Raw genomic sequence first — 21,253 nt, forward strand, 5'->3', positions numbered from 1 at the left:
AGTTAGCGGGATAAAATCAATCCGAGGGGTTATCGCAAGGGGCGTGCCAGCTACTAAGGCTATAAGAAACAAGGAGATATATTGATAACTCGCTGAGTGTTGCAAGGGGTTGCTTGGTGAGTGAGTAAGAAATTGCTGGCTGGCAAAAAGTAGACAGTGTGTCGAAATACAAAATGCTTCGTACTAAGAAAGGTTTGCTACGTTTAAAGAAAACAACGAGTAAACAGCGATGCCAGTTCAGGGGACAACACCAAGAGCTACCTTTCTCACCTCGCCCATTTTTGCGATGGGTGAGTCTATTCCCGGTGAAAAGGGTCTTCGGATTAATGAAGCTGCGACGCGAGCAAGGGCAGGTCTGCTCAATATCCTTTCTGCCCTGACCATGTTCATCCTCTACGTTTCACCGGAAAGTAACCCTATTGCCTATGTCGCACCTTATGTCATCTTCGACATGACCATGGCTGCGTTATTCGGTTTGACTCCCTTAAGTCCGAGCGGCTTGATTGGCACGGCGATAACATTGAAAGCCAAGCCCGTTTGGAAACCCACACAACCCAAACGATTTGCTTGGTCTTTAGGCGCTTTGATGGGCATGGCCTGCTTGGCTTTTTGGTGGATGGCACTACCCAACGTTTGGCTATACGCCGTTTTGGGTGTGTGCTTTATGTTGACTTGGCTGGAGGCAGTATTGGGATTTTGTGTGGGGTGTTGGATGTACGACAAGCTGTTTGGCTGCGAGCCATGCCAACCTGACTAGCACCGCCCGCGTTTGGTATTCATGGTAGACTCCAGACTTTAATACCACTGTGTAGATGTCACGATGCTAGAAAAAGAAAACATGCTCAAGCTTGCTCGCATGAAGATGCCGTTTGGTAAGTATGCAGGAAGAGTACTGATTGATTTACCGGAAGAGTATTTACTGTGGTTTGAGAAGCAAGGTTTCCCAAACAATGAGCTGGGGAAATTAATGCAGCTGTGCTTGGCATTAAAAATCGAAGGGCTAGACGAGGTCATTAAGCCGCTAAAATAAAAGCAAACAAAGGCATTTCAGTGACCAGGCTTAATGCTTGTTCAATTCAACGCGACATCGCTGCGATGATTTATCAGGCTCGCATTTTGGTCTTCGTACGCTAGGGTTTCGTCGAACGTATGTATAACGTAACTGATACACTTTCTTAGAGTTCATTGCTTGGTTTCTTGCCCTGTCGGTAGCTCTAGCTTGTCGTCATCAAGGGACATTATGCGAATACAAGAAGCGTCAGTAGTGAGCGGCTTGAGTTGCCATACACTCAGATACTACGAAAAAAGTGGCTTAATCTACCCCATTCCAAGAGATAGTGCGGGGCATAGATACTATCGCGAACACGACATTCGTTGGTTACAGTTTGTTCAGTGTTTAAAAATCACTGGTATGCCACTTAAAGATATAAAATCATACGCAGAACAAGTTGAGGACTGTGAAAATAAAGCTGAGCAGTTGCTGACGATCCTGTTCAAACACAAAGCGCGTCTTGAAAACAAACTTGCGGAGACACAAGACTTTCTCAAGCATATTGATTGGAAAATCAATCACTACAGCGAGATTTTGCAACAGCATAAATAGTCGCCTTTTAGCAAAGCAGGCCGCAGGTGCCTGCTGCTTTGAGTTCTAGTATGCGTTACGACACCGTTGTCATGCGTTGTCTTTCGAAAAAGTCATGTATTCTCGAAATATCGTCGTCTGACAGCTCAACCTCCGATGCGTTAATAAGTCCATCGAGCTGTTCGGGAGTGCGAGCACCAACAATTGACCCTGTGGTTGCATTGTGAGATAGCGTCCAAGCAATACTGACCTCTGCAACGCTACAGTTCCTATCCCTTGCGATTTCCTCCAGTAACTCGACGAGTAATAAGTGTTTTGAGAACTCTGGTTCTTGGAATAGATGGTTTTTGTGGCGCCAATCATTTTTATCCAGTTGGGAAAATCTCGTTTTGGTCATTGAACCGGTAAGAAGTCCTGATGCCATTGTGGAATGGTGGATGGTGCCCACATTATGCTGAGCGCACCACGCAGTACGTCGTTTTCAGTGGTGCGATTGAGTAATGAGTAGGCAGATTGGTTGGACACAATCGGTGTGATCGCATGCGTCATAGCTAACTGCTCGGCTGAGAAGTTCGATACACCGATATGACGAACTTTCCCTTGCTTCTTCAAATCGGCAAGGGTTTCCCACGCTTCAATGATATCGGCTTCGGGTAGCGGTCAGTGTATTTGGTAAAGATCAATCGTTTCAATCGCCAGTCGTTTCAAGCTGTCTTCAACTTCCTGAATCACTGATTTTCTCGAAATTCGATTGAACAGTTCGGTCTCACCAGGGTTCCAGCACAAACCGCATTTGGTAAAAATATAAGGTTTGCTGTTCGCATGCTTCAGGGCTTTTTGGATCACTGATTCGGCGTTACCTAAGCCGTATGCTGTTGCTGTGTCAATCCAGTTGATGCCGCTGTCTAATGCAGCAAGGACGGTATTGATTGAGTCTTGTTCTGATTGTTTGCCCCATCCCCAATCACCTATGTCGCCACCAATCGCCCAACTTCCGAGTCCTAGACGGCTAATATTCAAATCTGAGTTACCAAGGATCTTTGTTTCCATGTCCACTTCCTTTTGCATTATGAAGACCAATCGAGGACGTTAGAAATAAGGGTTTGAGTAAGCTCTAAGTCAAACTCTCCATCGATGGAAATTAGGCGGATGGGTATCTTTTAGAGGTATGTCACAACAGCTATCTAGTGTTTCTCTTGGCTTTCATTATGTGCACTTTGCAAGGCTGCCAACTTCCCACAAGTAGAAGTTTTTAGGTGAGATAGCAGGTATCCGATTCGCCAGACGGGTGAAGCCATTTTGTCTGGAAGTTTTATTCAAGCGGAACATGGAGGTTCCCAAAAGGAGGGCTAGGCCAGTTGTTGGCACTTTGCCTAGCCCTAAAATTGAGGGATTGGACGCTGTTGTTAAGCCCCTCAAAAATATGTGAGGGTATTTGTTATTTAGAGTATTGAGCCGCACTGCCGCTTTGTGTTGAAGCATCTTTCTTAGTGCCGAAATAGGCAAAGAGATATTGCCTGACGCCCAAAATGCCGTGCTCACGAACTATATTGACGTGTCGATTGATTATCCTGTTTAAAAAGGCTTTGTACGCCCACTTCTTCAGCCCCGAAAGATTGCTGCCGTATTGATGAAAAAACGCATCGGGGGAGTCGAAAGTGCCGAAATCGTCAGCAATTCCTTCAGCCTGAATATAAGTGTGACTGCCATCAAAGCTATTCTGAGGCGATTGAAGGCAAGGTGTTGCGATGCCATAGCCTTGGAACGCCTCCGCGTTTGGATAGGCCTTCTGAACTTGCTTGAGAAAAGGCGTATCAATGATAAAGCCTTCTAGGTTAATCCAGTTGCCCTCGAAATAAACTTCCACCCAACTATGAATAATGCGGCGCGGTGCGATTGGCATCACGTAGGACGGCAGCGCACCTTTTTGCAGGGCGTTGTAAATGGTAAATCCATGAAACCGACAAGGCACACCTAAACCACGCAATAAGGCCATTAGCAAAATGCCCTTGGTATTGCATTGACCGTAACCATCTCTCAGCACATCGCTGGCAGACATGGCATCGTCCATGTTGTAGCCGAACGCAATGTCATCCCGGACAAAGTCATACACGGCTTTAATAGCGTGTTTGCCGTTTAGGTTTTTCCCCCTTTGAGTGATATTAAAGATTGAATACCGGGATGCGTGTAATCAAGTAAAGGTGTTGTTTCTAAATAATTTGCCATAGTGCATTTCTCCTTGGGCTCATTTGAACTCTAAGTGATCTGCTGTCATGAAAATTGTATAAACTTGCTAACGTCGATTTTGGGATTTGGCGAAGCTGGCGATTAACTCTTTGCTTGTCATGCCAAACGTGGCTTTGATGGTTTTGCTAAGGTGGGCACTGTCACTGAAGCCTGCAAGATAGGCGGCTTCGGTCGCGTTTACCCCTCTTTTGATGGCAGAGACAGCACAAATTAGTCTGCGCCACAGAAGATAGGGACGCCAAGCAATACCCAGCTCGTCCTTCACTAGATGTAAGAATCGACTTTCTGATACAGCGAGCCAATCGGCCACCTCTCTTGCTCGCCATTGTTCCGGCTTTAGACAATCACCTGAAAAGCAATGATCGAGGTGTTTGAGCAAACGCAGCAGTCGCTGGTCTTTGACCTGATACGGGTTGGTTTGTAGTGCTTGTGCGGTAGCGGGGTGATCGACAAAGGCAGCAGCAAGGGAGGAGAGGGAAGGTATTTCTGGTGCCGTGGGCAAAGGCTCTTGCAGTGCTTTTATGGCTTCACCGAGTTTACTTTCTGGCTCGGCCAAGATCACCCAACCCTCAGGCATGGACAGTTGGTGAATGGTATTGGGGGCAATGACAGAGCCGTGATTAAGAATCTCCCCGTTTAGGGTACTTTCTGACGTTGGCAACCATAGCTGCCAAAGCGGGTGCTTGTGAGGACGGGCGTCAATAGCTTGTCCGAAAGCGACAACCATTCCGGGTGCGAAATGCGCGAATTTATGTTTGTCAGAAATAGCGTTCATGCATTTTCCTCAACGTTTTGCTGAAGACTAATGCCCTGCATTTGCAGGTGAAAGCATTACTCAAACGGACAACCTAAATTGCAAGGGTGACTCGCAATCCGTGCAGATTCATCCTCACATTTTAATGGCGTAAATAAATGCGTCGACGCTTGACTCATCTTCCAAGATAACGCGGGTGACAACGCGTTCATATGCGTTTCCCTCAAACTCATCCAACATATCCCAATGAAGATCGAGTGAATCTGAAGTGAACAGGTTACCTTGAACAAGATCGTCGGTGTTTTTCAGTTCGATGCCGGGAAAGCCCATGGCGGCTCCCCATCCTTTTTGATGAAGCACGCCTTGCACTTTTCCTGGCTGCCAGTGGCCCGGAATATCAGCGAGAACGTGTTCGTTTGGCTTACCGGGAGCCAACGTACCGTAAACAAATAGAGCGTTGATTTTGTTCATGAGGATAATCCTTATCCGATGAAAAGCATCCAGTTAAATACTATGACACTATGCGCAAGATTAGCGCGTAAGAGCCGAGTAAAAGGTGGCTGATCGCCACCTTACTGCTCACTTGCGTAGTGTGTCATCGAGTCTAAAAACAGGTCGAGCAACGCCCTGTCGTTTACCGCGATAGCGACATTTTGCGCAGGTTTGTCTTTCCACTCGTCCGTTTTATGTTTGGTCTCGCGGTACTTTTGCAATGTCATGCCTTCGGCTGGGCCATCACAGACGACGCGAATCGGTCCTTTTCTGACCTCGAACAGAGCGGGGTTAATCACATAAGCGATGGCCGATGGGTCATGAACAAAGCATCCTTCAACGCCCATACGCTCCTTATAAAAGGCCAGGTAGAAACGGCTAATGTCCCACATGAACTGGCCAATATCGCCACAGGTATCTCTTACTGTATCGAGGTACTGAGAGGAGAAAAAGGCTTCGTGAGTCACATCCAGACCAACCACGGTGACTGGCCAGTTTGCCGTCAAAACAATGTCGGCAGCGTGCGGGTCATCGTGAATGTTGGCTTCTGCAAAAGGCGTGACGTTACCTGTGTGTTCATGGGTACCGAAAGCACCGCCCATGATGACCACTTCTTTGACCAAACTCGCGATTTCGGGTGCGTGCTCAATGGCGAGCGCAAGGTTTGTCAGAGGGCCTACGGCAACCAAGGTGATTTCACCAGGGGACGCTTTGACTGTGTCGATAATGTATTGATGAGCAGAACGAGGGTCAGCTTCAATGCTTGGCTCCTCAAGAGGCACATCACCAAACCCGTTTTCGCCATGAACAACGACGCTTGCACCAACGGGGTCTCGAACCAATGGGCCTGATGCACCTTTTGCCACATCACATGCGAAGTTGAAGCGTTGTTTTAGGTAAAGGGCATTACGCGTGCTGGTGTTGATTTCCGCATTGCCATAGACAGTGGTGAGCGCAACAAGCTCTACGTCAGGGTTTGCTTCGGCGAACAGGATTGCCATTGCATCGTCTATGCCGGGGTCGGTATCAAGGATGATTTTCGTTGTCATTGTTTACCCAAAATTCAGCGAAGGGATGTGAGCAAGGTTTTGTCACATCTTCAGTGAAAATCATTGTAATTCGAAGGGGTGGGCTGCGAGGAAGTTCCTTTATTGAGGAATGTGATTGTTATCACCGAGAAAGAGAGTCGTGCGTGACCACTTTTCTGACGAAAGCAGCAAGTGCATAGACACCTGCAACTATCGTTTAAATCATCATCTCTCTTTTTTGTGTTTTGGCGGAGGCCCTTTTGGCATTTCGCTCTCGCTCAGGTATCCATCCTGATTAGCATCAAACTTTTCAAAGTCGCGTTGAAGTGGTCCTCTCACTTCGGCATAGGAGAGTTTCCCATCCTTGTTGCTGTCTAAATCAACCATAGGATTTGGACGTTCTTGCTCTGGCTCTCTGCGTTCTTTTTCTGATGCACGCTGGAATGAAAATTGGTCTCTGCGCAACTGAGGCTGTTGCGCTTGTGTGCCTTGTGCATCACTCTCAAACGCTTGCTTGGTGCGGGCAATCAAGGCTGGGGAGGTATCGAAAGTGACATTACCTCCAGCGACGCAGCGGGCGAAGTTTTGAATTCTAACCGCATCACCTTGAGGGCCATGGCCTTCTTTGTAGCGAGAGGCGCTGCCCGTTTTTGGATCGCTCCGTTGTGAACCTGCGCCATGCACATCCATCCAATTACCCTTCAAATTGCCTAAAGCACGGCCAAAAGAGAGATACACTGCATTCGAGGCACCTTTCAAATTCAGGTGTGTGGTGCTCGACCAATAGTTTGCATAATCTTCCTGGCCCGCTTCGTTAGTGATGACCGTTGCTTGAAAGCGGCTGTCGATAGCTGCCGAATCTGTGGTGGCAGGTGAACGCGTATAGTCGACGATGGATTGCAACTCTTTGGCGTTGGGCAATCGCCAGTCATTTCTCCCTGCCAATTCAAGACGCTCGCAATAGGCGAGGGCAGAAGGAAAGTCCATGGCTTTCTGGCTGTCGTTTTGCTGCCAAACCAAGCTGGTTGCCTTATCCGTAACCACGCCACGAGTTGGGACTGCGTAGTTATTCACACCGTAATTTGGATTGCCGCGAACCACCAAGACATAGAATTTCTTCTCGCCCATTTTCGGGTTTGAAATGCCATAGCCCTTGATTCGGCCATCAATAAAATTGACGCCAAAAACGGTTTCATCTCTTCGCATCGTTGTAGAAACATAGCGAGTGGAAGACACGAACTGGCTGTCGATTAAACGCTCGCCGCGTTGGACATCGCCACTGTTCATTTCAAAGGTAAGGTTATCGATAAACGGGAGTAGGTTGACCTTGCCAGATTGGCGTAACCCACTTGGGTCTTGGCCATCAAAGAGTATCAATGAATACAGTTCTTTGATGGTGGGAAGTCGCCAGTCGTTGTAGCCACCCAAACGGAGTAGCTCAGCGTAGGTGCGGGCATTTTTCTCGCTCAGTTTGTCATAACTGTTGATGATGCCGTCACGGTGCAAATCGGTAGAGGTGCCCACATTAACCCCGTGACATTGTCTGTCACTGTACCATCTCCATTATTGGTGTAGCTCGGCGGATTACCTTGGTATTGGGCGTCCTGACCAAAGGTTTTTTCGCCAATATCGGGACACGTGGTGGCGCGGTAAAGACCATAGCACTCGGTTTGGTGCGTATCGACAATCGGGTAATCCAATGCTTGCTCGGCTTTTGCATTGCTAACCGACAACCCCAGCACAGTGGCTAGCGTGATAGATGAAAAAAAGCGCGCCATGTTTCCCTACTCCTTGGTTCCTTGTTGCTTTCTTTTTCTTGTTTTGGGTATATAAACAGTAAGCAAGAAGACAAAAAAATGTAAGGTTTACAGAAGCATTGCCACATTGTTTACACATTTCCTTCGTAAATACTGACAATGTGAAAATCCATGGCATTTTGCAGCAAGCTGCATGAGTGGTTCGTGATGAATGGCTGTTTTTTATTGCAAAAATCTAGAAGGAGATCCGAGTTACACCTAGTCTGATAAGACAGTTATGGGGGATAACCGTTTATGTCCGAACACGCTTCACGCCTTTTCCACAAAACCTATATGAAAGCACTCAAGATAGCGGCGAGGGTGATTCCGATCCCGCGGCCAACACTGTTCACGGGAGCAGACAGTGCTGAACAGATGTGTGAAGCGATCGGATTGATGAATTTCAGCAAACTGCTGGTGGTCACTGATCAACCTTGGTGGATATTGGTATTGCTGGGAAGATCGAAGAGCAGTTAACCAAGCATGGCGTCGCGCATGTGCGCTTTGATAAAGTGACGCCCGATCCCACCTATTCTCAAGCTGAGCTGGGGTTGGATCTCTATCAGCGTGAAGGCTGTGACGGGATCTTGGCGGTCGGCGGCGGATCGCCCATTGACTGCGCCAAAGTTATCGCCGCACGTGTTACCAACAATAAGCCGATTAAGCGTCTTGCCGGTCTGCTTAGGGTCTGGCGAACGCCTGCTCCTTTGTTTGCGATCCCTACAACGGCAGGAACCGGATCGGAAGTGACGGTCGCCGCCGTGGTTTCTGATCCTGTCGACCACAAAAAAACGCCACTGATGGATCCAAAATTGGTCCCTTTGATGGCAGCGTTGGATCCTTCCTTGATGACGGAGCTCCCGCCACACATTACTGCCGCAACGGGTATGGATGCACTTACCCATGCCGTTGAAGCATACCTTTCACTCAACGCCACCACAGAAACCGATGCTTATGCCATCGCGGCGATGAAGCTTATTCATGAGAACCTGATTTCCGCCTACAAAGACGGCAAATCCTTGAAGGTCAGGCTGAACATGGCGATGGCTTCTTACTATGCGGGATTGGCGTTTACCAAAGCGAGCTTAGGTTACGCCCACGCCATTGCGCATAACCTCGGTGCGAAATATGGCACACCGCATGGTATTGCCAATTCACTTGCCTTGCCTCATGTGTTGTCAGCGTCTGTGCCGTCGGCAAAAGCCAAAATGGCGAAGCTCGCGATGATTGTGGGAGTGGGGGATGAACAGTGGGACGATGTCACCAATGCGCAAGCGTTTGTGGATTATGTTGTCTCCCTTCAAGATGCTATGTCTCTACCCAAAACCATGGCAGAAATTCAGCAGATGGATGTCCCAGACATTGCCAAACGCGCGGTACGAGAAGCGAGATGGAATTACCCCGTTCCTCACTATCTCTCCTTGCGTGAATGTGAGCAGCTTATCGAGAAGATCAAAGCCTAGCGTGCGCTTTTTACGTCGAAGAGACAAAAGACTCAATAGCCACTTGTTATAAAAATTAACATCTAAAACAATGCCTCCTGTTGTTCAAAGCATGGAGGCTTTATGTTTCACTTCTCGTCAGTTATGAAGAAAACGGCGGTTATTGCATCCCTAGTCACGTTGGCAGGTTGTGCGTCGGTACCGGTTATCGATACGTCGAAGATCACCAATGTAAAAAGCGTCACCATCGTAGATATTCCAGAGGTTCGAACACATGCGTTAGTCGGGCAGTTGCCAAACACCTATGGCATTGTGCACTTCTCTGACGATCTTGCTGCGTTCTATGATACAGGGAAAGCGCAGCAGACTCTCAACGCCCAGCCGTTAGATACTGACCTTGCCACGGCCGTGGTGGATAACCAATTACTCAATTCACCGGGAATGGCACCCGTCGAGGCAGGCGTAACGGGCGCAGCAGGGGCGATGACCGCAAGTTTGATTAATGCCATGGGCGGAAAAGCCAACGAGAAGGCTGCGAACTTCAATGCGCTTTTTGCTGACAAAAATCCAGACTTAAACATTCGTAAAGACTTCTTAAACAGCCTGACTGACGCGCTTGAACAGCGAGGTGTCGAGGTGTATCTCGCCACCGATCAGAGCCACAAAATTCCTTACTTCCGTTGGGATGCACCGAAAGGGAAAGGGGAGAGTTTCCAACAACGATTCCCAGCAGATTTACCGACGGTCGATACCGACATTTTGCTGCAAGTCAGCCCGATAATTCTCTTCAATGCGCAAACTGCGCTTAATGCTTATGCGAAAATCACCAGTGTGGGCGTGGCTGTCTATAACGGTAGAACGAAAGAGTTCTTTGGCTATCAGGAAATCGCGACTGTCGATGGTGTGTTTGACTATCATCATTACGACAAGCTGGTTGAAGACCTGCACATAGTTGGTCCTGAAATTCACCAACAATTGCTTTCTCTTGCCCCCGTTATTGCAGCGGCGTTCGGCGAAGAGACAACTTCTGAATAGACACTCTGCTTACAACGAGCAGCCGCGATGAAACTTCGGCTGTTCGTTGTTCATCCTCATCGCGTCAGCAAATCTTGGGTTTGATGCCGCGCCTGTCTCAAGTTCGAATGATCCCCGCAATCAGTATATTTTTGCTGATATCATGCTAGAATTCGCGCCCTTATCTGGCAGCCTAGCTGCCATACTCGTTATCTATCTTTATTACCGAGATCTCTCATGCCATTTTCCAAACTGGGCTTAAGCCAGCCGCTTGTTTCTGCAATCAACGAAATGGGGTATCAGGCTCCAACTGCGATTCAGGAAAAAGCTATCCCTGTTGTCCTTGAAGGCCACAACTTGCTGGCGGCAGCGCAAACGGGCACGGGTAAAACCGCGAGCTTCCTGTTACCGGTTATGGAAATGCTCAGCAAGGGTGAAACCAAGCGTAAAAAGCGAGTTCGCGCGCTTGTGTTGGCACCTACGCGAGAGCTGGTGGCACAGGTTGAGAAAAATGCAGCGTCTTACGGTAAAAACCTCGCACTGACTACGCTCGCTATGTATGGCGGCAAAGATTCTAAAGAACAAAAACAGCGTCTGATTGATGGTGTGGATATTCTCGTGGCGACGCCAGGTCGACTGCTCGACATGATGACGCAACGCGCGGTGCACTTTGATGAACTTGAAATGCTGGTGTTGGATGAAGCTGACCGCATGCTGGACATGGGCTTCATTGAAGACATCAATAAGATCATCGACCGCTTGCCTGTTGACCGTCAGAACTTGCTTTTCTCTGCGACACTGTCTGACAAAGTTCGTTTTCTTGCGAAAACCGCAGTGCCAAATCCTGTGGAAATCGCGGCGGAAAGCAACAGCAAAACTGAGATTGAACAATGGCTGACGACGGTAGACAAAGACAAAAAGTCTTCATTGCTTGCGCATCTTATTACTGAAAATGCGTGGGATCAGGCTCTGATCTTTATTGAAACCAAGCATGGTGCAGCGAAGCTTGTTGAGCAGTTAGGAAAGCGTGGTATCACCGCGGAATCTTTCCACAGCGGCCGAAGCCAACCCATGCGTGAGCAGCTGTTGGAAGAGTTCAAGTCAGGCCAGTTGCAGTTTTTGATTGCTACCGGTGTTGCTGCGCGCGGTATCGACATTGAAGAGCTGAAGCGTGTTGTGAACTATGATCTGCCATTCCCGGCGGATGACTACATTCACCGTATTGGCCGTACGGGTCGTGCTGGTGCCAAAGGTGAAGCAATTTCTTTCTTGTCTAAAGATGACTTCAAGAACCTTTGCATGATTGAAAGCCGTTTGGGTCACTTGATTGAGCGTCGTGATATTGAAGGTTTTGCACCACGTAAACCTGTGCCAATTTCTATCCTCAACTATGTGCCGAAAAATAAGCGTGAAGGCAAACCTGACTCGGAGAAAAAGGCACCGAGAAAAGAGGCAAAACCGAGCCGCTCGCCTGAGTCCAAAGGTCGCGGGTTTAAATCAGATGCAGACAAACCACGCCAGTCGCGTGACAGTCAAGCGAAGCGACGCCCTCAGCGCAGTGACAAGCCGAAAGATCAAAATCGTCGTGAAGACGCGAATCCTTGGGGCAATTTGAAACCACGCTCAGGTAACGAATAAGCCTTAACGAATATGGACAAGCCCGCGAAGAACGCGGGCTTTTTTGTTGGTGTCACTGGGTCAAATTGGCACTTGCTGCTTCATCTAATTCATGCTGGCGGCGAGGTTTTTAACCCAACGACCGCTATTTAGGCGCCAAACACAAATCAACACTTTGATGCCTTCTTCAAACAACACCAGTCCAAACAAATACACGGGTGGGAAATTGAGGACATGGGTTAACCAATAGGCACACGGCAGTAAGAAAACCCACTGCGCGAAGATGTCTGTGATCAGGCAGAAACTCGCATCTCCGCCAGCACGCAATACGCCAACAATCAACATCATCGAGAGGCTTTTCACAATGAGTGAAGCCGCCATGATGTCGTAAAGTCCAACGGTTATCTGTTCCGCTGCCGACGGTAAATCACTGTGGAAAAAGAGCGAAAGGACAAAAGGCTCAACCAACATAAGCAGCGCAGCACTGATAATGCCAAAGAAAACACTGACGATGATGTGCTGGCGAATGGTCGCTGGCAATCTGTCTTGTTGGTTTGCGCCTACTTGGTTACCCACTAACACTGAACCTGCAGTCGCAAGGCCAATGAGTAATGACATGGCAAGGGCTTCGACAGGTGCCAGCACAGAAAGTGCGACCAAAAGGTTTGGATCGCTGTAACCGAGAATGGCATGAAAAGCGAAAAGACCAGCCGCCCATACCACGCTGTTCACCGCCGCTGTCGAAGACAGACGTGTGACCAGTAAAACGTCGCTGATCTTTAATTGTTTCAGCAAGACGAGCGGCATGTTGGCGAGCAAGTGGCGTTTGGATTTGAGATATAAATAGAGAATGGCACATTCAATAAGTGCGCTAAGCAGGGTGCCAAGTGCGGCACCTTTGATGCCCATGGCGGGCATACCCAAATGCCCAAAGATGAACACCCAATTCAATAAAAGGTTTAAGGCAACGCGATAAAGCTCACTTTGGTGGCAATGCCAGGTTGATGCATCGCACGCAGACCGCAGGCAATACTTGATGCATACGCAAAGCAAAAAAGGCTGACGGCGATAATAGTGAGGTAATCGCTACCTTTGCCAATAACCTCGGCAGATTGCGAACCCAACGCCATTAAGCTTTCAGGGAACCAAAACAGCACGATAAAGAAAATGAAGGAGACAGCGATACTTAGCAGCAAGGTGATGAAGACAGAGTTTTTAAGTTTTCGCTCTCCGTCTTTGGATTGAATACCGAAGCATTGAGCGGCAATTTGCCCTCCGCCAATACTGAGTCCAATGATAAAAAAGCTGATGATCATTTGTGCTTTTGCTGCTAAGCCAATCGCGGCTATATCGAGTTCGCTCAGCGTACCCAGCATTAAGGTATCAACTGTGCTTTTACTGGAAAAAATAGCCGTTTGAAGTGCAACGGGCAGGGCGAGTGCCAACAAGCTTTTATATTGCTGAAGAGAAGAAAAATACGCCATGGTATCGTCCATGTATACAAGGTAAGGGGGCGCAGATCCTTCCGTGAAATCCAGGGCCTAAGGTTTTCATTACGAAGAAAATGAAGGATCTGCGAATAGGTTAAGACGCGATATCTAGCTGTCGAATCGCCTCTTCTCGAGGTTTGTCATTGTCCAGTTGCTTGACGACCTTGGCTGGGTTGCCAAGCGCAATGCAGTTATCTGGCACATCTTGATAAACAACGCTGTTTGCGCCAATCACTGCGTTTTCACCAATGGTGACACCTTTTAGAATGGTGACGCCCATTCCAATCCATGCGTTGTCTTTAATTGTCACTTTGGCTGAACGCGTGCGTGCTGCATCGTCGTCTTGCCAACGGTTAGTGATAGGGTGGCCACTGCTGTCCATGATGGTCACTTGAGGGCCGAACAACACCAGATCCCCAATTTCCACATGCTCATAAGCAACAATCGCTGTTCCCTGCATAACACAACCATTACCTATGGTGATTTTGCCTGGTGGTTTGTCGTTTACTTTGATGGCTGACAGCCTGACTGGGCGGTTTGCGAAAGACAGGTTATCTTCGGAATACAGCACGGTACCGTCGCCAATGGTGATGCAGTCGTTAAAGTCGCTCTGCTTAATCAAAGAAAACTTGATGTCTCGATGGTAGTCATCCGAGTCACGCACCAAGGTAAAGGCAATGTGTGGCGCGCCGATAAAATGTGTTTCTTCATGTACCGCGATTTGATCGCGGTACTGGGCTTCGATGTCTTCAAACGTTTTCCCAGCAGCAACAGGAAAAATATTTTCGTAAACACAAGGCATTAACGGTCCCCATTTATTCCATTGGCTCAATGTGAGTCGGCTTCTTTGGGCGACTTAGGTAAAGCGAACGGTCAGTCATTGGGTGATTAGGGCTTTCTTTTAACACCTTAATCAGCTTATTCAGCGGCAGATCGTTAATCTCATGGTCGAGGTTGTAGTAGCTGGTTTGCCAAATGTTGTATTTACCGTGGATAAGTTGCGCAGCACTTTTGGAGCTCTCGCCGGTATCTTTCACTTCTTTCGGGTGTGGCCAGTGGAAAGACGCCATCGATTTATCGACAATAAACATGTTGTTGTTGAGGAACAGACGCACACCTAGGTCAACGTCTTCGCCACCCCAGCTGTTGAAGCGTTCGTCAAACATTCCCGCTTTAATGAGTTGCTCGCGCTCTGCGGATACGTGGCACGTCCAGAATAGGTCAAATGGGGCTGGCCAATCACAAATGTTGGTGCCAAGTTCATCATATTGAGCTTGACGGATGTCATGAGCACCTTGTTGGTCAAGCTCTTCGAGAATTTGGTCAACATTGTGAGGGCTGATAACAGATTCCATTTTCTTCACACCTTCTTCATCAAGGTCGAAGCCGTAAACGTAACCCACAATCGCAATCGGGTGCGTCGATACTTTATGACGGAATAAGTGCTCTTCTAGTGTGCTAGATGCCAACAGCACACCTGTGTCTAGGTAAACAACATACTTGCCTTCAGAAATGGCGGTGCTACATTTCTTGCCTTTCCTGCGCGAAAACCTTTGTCTTCTTGCCAGAAGTATTTGACATTTAGTCGATCTGAAAATGATTTGGCAACAAATTCAGAGTCATCAGAACCACCATCGTCAATAACAATAACTTCGAAACACTCAGCAGGGAGAGTTTGTTCAACGAGAGACGTAAGAGTGTGTGAAAGTAATTTGGAACGGTTATAGGTTGGTATAACAATACTTATTTCAATCATGGTTAGAACCTATTATTAATGCTCAACTGACAGCGAAATAATACGGAGAAGACAAACCTGATTCAATGTCACATTTTGACAAAAACGACTTGCATTAAGTGTAAATAAGCATTTTAAGCCTTTAAAAACAAAGAGTTATACATGTGTCTAGTTTTTTGTCCATTGTGTGATAATGTGACCAATTACTCAGAATGTATGAAATAATGTGTAATTGAGAGTTACATCTCTAAAGTGTTTTCTTGTTATTAGCTTAACTGGTAGGTTTCCGCTTGAGAGTATTCATGTAATGAATAGTTTTGTAGATAAGGGGAGTATATATTTTTGAGTGTCTTTTTAAGGGCTGTTTTAGATGAAATACAAATGTCATTATTCTATTTTTCAGACTATTGATGAGATATTTTAGAAACAGATTAACATTTAATTTAACAAGCCATTAATAGTGTGTTTTGTGGCACTTGCTTTTTTTAAATAGAGACGTTGCTTTGTTTGTGTCCATTATTTTGGACGAAATCGTGGGATTAAGTCAGAGAGCTGAAAGATTGTTCTGTGAGCCAAACCGAAGTTTTTTGTTCAAGAAACTCATACATTTGGTCATGAAGTGTGATTGTTAAGGAATTGTTGGTGTCTCGATTGAGTGAGAAAGCACTGTTCATTACCCTATTTGGGGTGGCATTGGGAGGTTGTGTAACACCGCTCAGCGAGACACTTTGGGTTTCACTTCAAGGAACTCCGGTTCCGCAATCATTTGTTAACGAACTTTCGGTGCGTTGCCTCAAACAAATGGATCCGACAGAGAAAGATCCGCTCGCCTTAGAACGTTGCCTTCTTCAATCCGGCGTGCTTCAAGCTTCGTCGTTTTATGAAATTACACCTTATCTTGTCGAAGCGACTGCAACACGGCTGAATGCCGACACGCCCGTTATGGTGGACGACGCAACTCGTTTAGACTCGGTTGAACATCAAGGAAGAACGCTGCGTCTCAACCACACCATTATCGATGATGTGGTTGAAGACATTAATGTGGCACATTTCCGGCGCATGGTGCCCGATCTGGTGAAGCAAAATACGTGCTTTGCTCCCCCGATGACGGTGCTAATGGAAAACGATGTGGTTTTCCAATACAGCTACATTGATGCCGAAGGCAAGCCCATTACTGAATTCAGCATTACGCTTTCAGATTGTCAGTAGGGGACACTCTTAGTTGCGTGATACCGCCTTATTCGGCTGACAAAACAACAACACTCTTTCGTTAAACTCCCCACGATGCTGGCAGAATGCCCCCGCTGCATGCGCATCATGCGCGCGCGATAGACCACAAACGTCGGTCGAAGCAGTTGCTCAATGGTTTCATCCAAGGTGGTTTCAACCAATTGTGCCTTACCATTTGAATAGTACTGCGCGGAAAAAGGACGTTGGCCGACGTAATAGAGATCTGAAAATCTCGCTTCCGGTTGCTTCTCCCAAAAAGCCAGCAAGTTGTTTTGCGTTGATTTACTGGAAAGTCCAAACGCAAGCAACAGAGCGGTACCCAAAATCAGCGCAGGGGTGATAAATCCTGCGGTATAAGCGCGGTTGGAAACCGGTCTTTCTGACTGATACTGGGATAAAAGCAGTGCAAAGGCGGGTAATGCGGGCATCACATAGCTGGACAGAATGTTACCCGCGAAGGTAAACAACAACATGGGGGCAAGCATCCAGCACCATAAATACTGGGTGTAGGCATTATTGATGCTTTCCGTGCCGTGACGAAATCGCTTAAAAAGTTGATAGAAGAATAAGGGGGTCCAAGGTAACGCGGCAAGGATGGCAAAAAGCCAAATGGTACCCCGCACTTCATTGTGCGCCGTGCCGTAGAGATCGCCTTGCCAGCCAGAGACGACAAAGCGCATGAAGTGTTCGCCGATGAGGAAGTATTCGAGAAAACCGGGTGTCCGAAATTCTGCTAGGGCGTACCAAGGTAGGGTTAAGGCGAGCAAAAGCACAGAGCCGCCCATCCAAGGCAAAACCGAGAGTGCACGTCGCCATCTCTGATCGAGAATAAGCCACATCGAGAGACTGATGCCTACCAGCACGAGGGTAAGTGGCCCTTTTGCGAGCAGACCAATCGCAAGGCCAACGAAAAACAAATAGCCAAAAAGTCGCGATTGCTGATTCATCGCCAGCCAGAAACTGGTCATGCTCAAGGTAATGCCTAGCGTCAGCGCGGTGTCTGTCATCACGCGCCAGATATGACAATAAAGGCCGCGCTGGTGGACAGAATGGCGGTTGCTAGCAAGGCTTCCGCGCGGTGCTTTCCTGCTTTCGTGGCAAAGCCAAACACCAAAAACAAGATTCCCATGCCAGCTAATAAGTGCGGCATCCTGACGGCAAACTCCGTGTTGCCAAATAGCGCGATACCGCTGGCACTGAGCCAGGTAAATAACGGTGGTTTACCCCAAAACGGCACATCGTAATCAAACATGGGGGTTACCCAGTTTTGGGTTTCAAACATGATTCTTGCCATTTCGCCGTAACGTGCTTCGGTGGTGTCCATCAGTGGGTAGAGTGGCAAAGAGATGGCGCGAACCAAAAGCGAAAGCACGATAAGTCCTGCAGCCAAGAGCGCAAGGTTTGAAAAGGTGAAGGTAAATCGGGTGTTAGTTTTCATCGGCGTGAGTTCTCGATACATCTTTGAGGTGTTGGAATGCGGGCTTGGTGGTTTGCTTGTCGATGAGATAAAGCGGGCGTTGTTTGGCTTCAATAAACAATCTGCCGATGTATTCCCCCATCAGACCGATGGAGAGCAATTGCACACTGCCGAGTGTCAATATCACGAACATCATGCTCGGATAGCCTGCGACGGCCTCACCCCAAACCAAGGTCTTAAACAAAACAACCAGTGCCATCGCCAATGCGCCTGCGCCAGCGGCGAGCCCTGCAAAGGTGGCAATACGAAGCGGTTTGGTACTGAACGAGGTAATGCCTTCGAAGCAAGGTGAACCAACTTAGATGTGTTCCACTTGGTAGTGCCAGCGAGCCTCGGATCTCGGTCGAATTGAATGATGGTGCGTCGAAAGCCCGGCCAGGCAAACAGACCTTTCATAAAGCGTGTACGCTCTGGCAAGGCATTGATGGCATTGACGACCCGACGGTCTATGAGACGAAAATCTCCCACATTCTCAGGGATGGGGACATCGCACAATCGATTGATTAACTTGTAAAACAAAGACGCAGTGATGCGTTTAAAGGCATTCTCGCCATGTCGCTCACGGCGCTGCATGTCTACAACGTCATAGCCTTGTTGCCATTTTTCCACCATTGCAGGGATAAGCTCTGGTGGGTCTTGTAGGTCCGCGTCGATAACAATCACAGCTCTACCCCTAGCAGCCTTGATACCCGCTGTCATGGCGGCTTCTTTGCCAAAGTTTCGGCTAAGACTCAGTGCGATGAGGTCATGGTTGGTTTGCGGCATCGATGCCACAATGTGTGCACTGCCATCATCACTACCGTCATCCACGTAGATGATTTCAGATGTGTGGGACAAGGTATCGAGCACGTCCACTATGCGCTGGTGGCAAGATGCCAAAACTTCTTCTTCGTTGAAGAAAGGAACGATAATGGAAAGCAAAGGTTCTCTGTGGCGTCGGTCGCCAGAGGGCAGATATCGAATAACAGCCAATGTCGTCTCTCCTTGGGGGTTTTCGCCAAGGTAAAACGCCCGCTGTAGAAAAATTGTTTTTGACTTTTTTTCTACTTTTTTTGTGTGAAAATGAAGCGGTTAAACGTTGATATAAGAGGGAAAATGAAAATACTCCTAGCAGAAGATCATGCCGATATCGCGGGTGTTATTTTTGATTACTTTGAGCTGCTTGGTCACACCATGGATCATGCAGTGTCGGGCACTCAGGCTTTATCCCTTGCCACAGAGCAACACTACGACGTGATCATTCTCGACATTATGCTGCCGAAAATGGATGGCATGACGGTATGCAGAAAGCTGCGAGAAACGGGCGTAGACATCCCAGTATTAATGTTGACCGCCATGGGTGAACGAGACGATATTCTTTCTGGGTTTGATAACGGCGCAGATGATTACCTCGTAAAGCCATTTGACCTGAAAATCTTAGAAGCGCGTGTCAATGCACTTCATCGTCGAAACGAAGGCTCGGTGTCTGCAAAATTGCTGACATTTGATGAGCTATCGCTGGATACCTCCACCAACACGGCGACGCGTCGTGGCTGCCAATTTGTGCTTAACCCTTCCATGTATATCGTGTTGCGATTGTTGATGAGCAAAGCGCCCAAAATCGTCACCAAAGAAGAGTTGAGTGCGGCACTATGGGGCGATGATGAGCCAGAAGGTAACGTGCTTCGAAGTCATGTTTACCAGCTAAGAAACCTCATCGATAAACCGTTTGAATTTGGATATATCAAGACGGTGCCTAAAGTGGGATATCAATTGGTGAGAACGCAAGGAGAAGGTGAATGAGTAAGATTAAGTCTGCCAAGCAACTGACCTTTTCTTACTTTTCGGGTGTCGCTTTTGCCATCATCGCTATCCACTTTTCCGTGTTCGAGTCCACGGTAGAAAACTTGGAACATTTCACGGCGCAATATCGGTTGGAACAGATTGCGCAAAATTTGGAAAAGCGAGATATCACCCAATCAGTGATTCCACTCGACAGTTTTTCGGTCGCGTATGTCGGTTTGAAAAATGTGCCTGAAACACTGACGGTGTCACCTGACCTTCCTCTCAACCAAGCGTTTGAGATTTATAAAGAAGGCGTTGATAGAGAGACGGATTACTTCGTGATGCGGGTGGCTATCGAACAAGATGGACAAGCGGTAGATGCCTATATCGTTAACTCAGATCCCGTGTTTGAGTTGGGCGAAGAGCAGGCGTTGAAGTCGCAAACCAATCAAATCTTTCTCTCTTTGGCACTGCTGTTTTTGAGTCTGTTGGTGGTACTTCGAATTTCCGAACGGTTAACGTCGCCGTTTGCCGCTTTGGTGACGCAGTTAAAGCAAAAAAATAAAGGGGATTTGTCACCTCTCACCGTCCCTGAAACCGGCAAAACGGTCGAGCTTGTATCCTTGACCGACAGCATTAATGACTACCAAGCCCAAATTGGTGGCATGCTGGAGCGCGAAAGGGCGTTCAATCGCTTTGCCAGTCATGAATTAAGAACTCCGCTTATGGTGATGAAAGGGTCGTTAACCTTGCTCGAACACTCTAACGACCCCGCGTTTGTCGAAAAGCAACGCGTGAGGATGTCCAGTGCGGTTGATGCCATGCAAGACTATGTCGAGGCTTTGCTTTCTTTAACTCGGGAAGAGGAAAGGACACCTCCGTGGTCTTTAGATGAGCAGCAGCTTACGACATTGATTGCCCATTTCAACGAATTGGTTGAAGACAAACCGGTTGAGGTCAAAGTGTCGGTGGAGTCTGCTCCTGAACTAGAGGTATCGATGAAAGCGGTGGGTATTTTAATCGGTAACCTTATTAAAAATGCCTTTACCTACACTGACCAAGGCCATGTCACGATCACGGTTACGCGCGAAGCCGTGACGATTGAAGACACGGGCATCGGCTTAGATCAGAATCGTGCGTCGAACCACGGGTATGGCCTGGGGTTGGTTATCGCGAATGATATCGCGAGAAAATATGGCTGGCGCATCGACCTCAACACGAACGCTTTTGATGGGTGTACAGCAACAATAACGGGTTTGAATAACAAGGGAATTAAAGAGGTATAGGCCTTGGCTGAACATTGGTGTCAATGAAAATAGTCAAAACCAATCTGCGCTGTCTAGAATGCTTATTTATGCAATTTAGTTGTTAGAAGTGAACCGCACAAATTGCGTCAATCTGCCCCTTGGCACCGTCTTTATGCAATAAATATGCTGTCTCTCAACAGATTGTAGAGAGGCCATTTACGATCAGCTATCCACTGCCTTATGCTGATACTCTTCTTAGCGATGCGTCGCTTAGAACTGCCACTCGTCTTTCTTGACGAACACTCGCTAGCGTAAAGTGACACTAGCGAGTGTTATTC

General features: G+C 47.7%; 21 protein-coding genes and 3 pseudogenes. 9 read left to right on the forward strand and 15 right to left on the reverse strand.

The features are described from left to right. The first annotated feature begins 229 nt into the window (after positions 1–229). From ATN88_RS09395 to ATN88_RS09405, 3 genes are all read left to right on the forward strand, one after another. Positions 230–757, forward strand: coding sequence for a DUF4395 domain-containing protein (locus ATN88_RS09395; RefSeq protein ID WP_067414654.1), 528 nt, complete (start codon positions 230–232; stop codon positions 755–757). A 63-nt stretch (positions 758–820) separates the two neighbouring features. Further along, on the forward strand, positions 821–1,030 hold the full coding sequence (locus ATN88_RS09400; protein WP_067414657.1) for a DUF3820 family protein: 210 nt from the start codon (positions 821–823) through the stop codon (positions 1,028–1,030). A gap of 210 nt (positions 1,031–1,240) precedes the next feature. Continuing rightward, on the forward strand, positions 1,241–1,603 hold the full coding sequence (locus ATN88_RS09405; protein ID WP_067414660.1) for a MerR family transcriptional regulator: 363 nt from the start codon (positions 1,241–1,243) through the stop codon (positions 1,601–1,603). Positions 1,604–1,658: 55 nt separating this feature from the next. Here the strand turns inward: ATN88_RS09405 and ATN88_RS27105 are convergent. The 7 genes and pseudogenes from ATN88_RS27105 to ATN88_RS27110 all read right to left on the reverse strand — a co-directional run bounded on the left by ATN88_RS27105 (position 1,659) and on the right by ATN88_RS27110 (position 7,881). Further along, a pseudogene (locus ATN88_RS27105) lies at positions 1,659–2,650 on the reverse strand (aldo/keto reductase). A gap of 370 nt (positions 2,651–3,020) precedes the next feature. Then, positions 3,021–3,695 carry a transglutaminase-like domain-containing protein gene (locus ATN88_RS09415; RefSeq protein ID WP_232313018.1) on the reverse strand — a complete coding sequence of 225 codons (675 nt, stop codon included), beginning with the start codon at positions 3,693–3,695 and terminating at the stop codon, positions 3,021–3,023. Between the two features lie 180 nt (positions 3,696–3,875). Beyond that, entirely contained in the window at positions 3,876–4,604 is a 729-nt protein-coding gene (locus ATN88_RS09420) for a helix-turn-helix transcriptional regulator (RefSeq protein WP_067414664.1), read from the reverse strand. A gap of 114 nt (positions 4,605–4,718) precedes the next feature. Then, entirely contained in the window at positions 4,719–5,054 is a 336-nt protein-coding gene (locus ATN88_RS09425) for a gamma-glutamylcyclotransferase family protein (RefSeq protein ID WP_232313020.1), read from the reverse strand. A gap of 101 nt (positions 5,055–5,155) precedes the next feature. Further along, the gene (locus ATN88_RS09430; RefSeq protein ID WP_067414668.1) at positions 5,156–6,124 is read right to left on the reverse strand and encodes a nucleoside hydrolase; all 969 of its coding nucleotides are present in this window, start codon (positions 6,122–6,124) and stop codon (positions 5,156–5,158) included. Positions 6,125–6,328: 204 nt separating this feature from the next. Further along, positions 6,329–7,627 carry an Lcl domain-containing protein gene (locus tag ATN88_RS09435; protein WP_232313022.1) on the reverse strand — a complete coding sequence of 433 codons (1,299 nt, stop codon included), beginning with the start codon at positions 7,625–7,627 and terminating at the stop codon, positions 6,329–6,331. After that, the gene (locus tag ATN88_RS27110; protein ID WP_232313023.1) at positions 7,570–7,881 is read right to left on the reverse strand and encodes a hypothetical protein; all 312 of its coding nucleotides are present in this window, start codon (positions 7,879–7,881) and stop codon (positions 7,570–7,572) included. The genes ATN88_RS09435 and ATN88_RS27110 overlap by 58 nt, the downstream gene beginning before the upstream one ends. 273 nt (positions 7,882–8,154) lie before the next feature. Here ATN88_RS27110 and ATN88_RS09440 point away from each other — a divergent pair. From ATN88_RS09440 to ATN88_RS09450, 3 genes and pseudogenes are all read left to right on the forward strand, one after another. After that, positions 8,155–9,362: pseudogene (locus ATN88_RS09440) on the forward strand (iron-containing alcohol dehydrogenase). A 102-nt stretch (positions 9,363–9,464) separates the two neighbouring features. Continuing rightward, positions 9,465–10,376: a hypothetical protein gene (locus ATN88_RS09445; protein WP_067414673.1), complete on the forward strand. Its 912-nt coding sequence runs from the start codon at positions 9,465–9,467 to the stop codon at positions 10,374–10,376. Between the two features lie 216 nt (positions 10,377–10,592). Beyond that, positions 10,593–11,993 (forward strand): DEAD/DEAH box helicase, encoded by a 1,401-nt coding sequence (locus ATN88_RS09450; RefSeq protein WP_067414677.1) that lies wholly within the window; start codon positions 10,593–10,595, stop codon positions 11,991–11,993. Between the two features lie 84 nt (positions 11,994–12,077). Here ATN88_RS09450 and ATN88_RS27115 read toward each other — a convergent pair whose 3' ends face one another. From ATN88_RS27115 to ATN88_RS27125, 5 genes are all read right to left on the reverse strand, one after another. Further along, a complete protein-coding gene (locus tag ATN88_RS27115) occupies positions 12,078–12,881 on the reverse strand; it encodes an MATE family efflux transporter (protein WP_232313025.1) in 804 nt (267 codons plus the stop codon). 50 nt (positions 12,882–12,931) lie between these two features. Beyond that, positions 12,932–13,456, reverse strand: a complete 525-nt coding sequence (locus ATN88_RS27120) for an MATE family efflux transporter (protein ID WP_232313027.1) — start codon at positions 13,454–13,456, stop codon at positions 12,932–12,934. Between the two features lie 100 nt (positions 13,457–13,556). Next, positions 13,557–14,264, reverse strand: a complete 708-nt coding sequence (locus tag ATN88_RS09460) for an acyltransferase (RefSeq protein WP_067414682.1) — start codon at positions 14,262–14,264, stop codon at positions 13,557–13,559. Between the two features lie 13 nt (positions 14,265–14,277). Further along, positions 14,278–14,931, reverse strand: coding sequence for a galactosyltransferase-related protein (locus ATN88_RS09465; RefSeq protein WP_232313029.1), 654 nt, complete (start codon positions 14,929–14,931; stop codon positions 14,278–14,280). Between the two features lie 14 nt (positions 14,932–14,945). After that, on the reverse strand, positions 14,946–15,218 hold the full coding sequence (locus ATN88_RS27125) for a glycosyltransferase (protein WP_232313031.1): 273 nt from the start codon (positions 15,216–15,218) through the stop codon (positions 14,946–14,948). A 621-nt stretch (positions 15,219–15,839) separates the two neighbouring features. Here ATN88_RS27125 and ATN88_RS09470 point away from each other — a divergent pair. Next, a complete protein-coding gene (locus ATN88_RS09470; protein WP_083539453.1) occupies positions 15,840–16,406 on the forward strand; it encodes a hypothetical protein in 567 nt (188 codons plus the stop codon). Here the strand turns inward: ATN88_RS09470 and ATN88_RS09475 are convergent. From ATN88_RS09475 to ATN88_RS09480, 3 genes and pseudogenes are all read right to left on the reverse strand, one after another. Then, a complete protein-coding gene (locus ATN88_RS09475; RefSeq protein WP_232313033.1) occupies positions 16,400–17,434 on the reverse strand; it encodes a glycosyltransferase family protein in 1,035 nt (344 codons plus the stop codon). The genes ATN88_RS09470 and ATN88_RS09475 overlap by 7 nt on opposite strands. Continuing rightward, entirely contained in the window at positions 17,434–17,865 is a 432-nt protein-coding gene (locus tag ATN88_RS27130; protein ID WP_232313035.1) for an ArnT family glycosyltransferase, read from the reverse strand. The genes ATN88_RS09475 and ATN88_RS27130 overlap by 1 nt, the downstream gene beginning before the upstream one ends. Beyond that, positions 17,855–18,876, reverse strand: a pseudogene (locus ATN88_RS09480) (glycosyltransferase family 2 protein). The gene ATN88_RS27130 and the pseudogene ATN88_RS09480 overlap by 11 nt, the downstream one beginning before the upstream one ends. Before the next feature lie 123 nt (positions 18,877–18,999). Between ATN88_RS09480 and ATN88_RS09485 the strand changes: the two are divergent. Then, positions 19,000–19,686, forward strand: coding sequence for a response regulator transcription factor (locus tag ATN88_RS09485; RefSeq protein ID WP_067414686.1), 687 nt, complete (start codon positions 19,000–19,002; stop codon positions 19,684–19,686). Continuing rightward, positions 19,683–20,954 (forward strand): sensor histidine kinase, encoded by a 1,272-nt coding sequence (locus tag ATN88_RS09490; protein ID WP_067414690.1) that lies wholly within the window; start codon positions 19,683–19,685, stop codon positions 20,952–20,954. The genes ATN88_RS09485 and ATN88_RS09490 overlap by 4 nt, the downstream gene beginning before the upstream one ends. Positions 20,955–21,253 lie beyond the last annotated feature (299 nt).

It is taken from the genome of Enterovibrio coralii, assembly GCF_001559595.1.
Lineage (GTDB): Bacteria > Pseudomonadota > Gammaproteobacteria > Enterobacterales > Vibrionaceae > Enterovibrio > Enterovibrio coralii.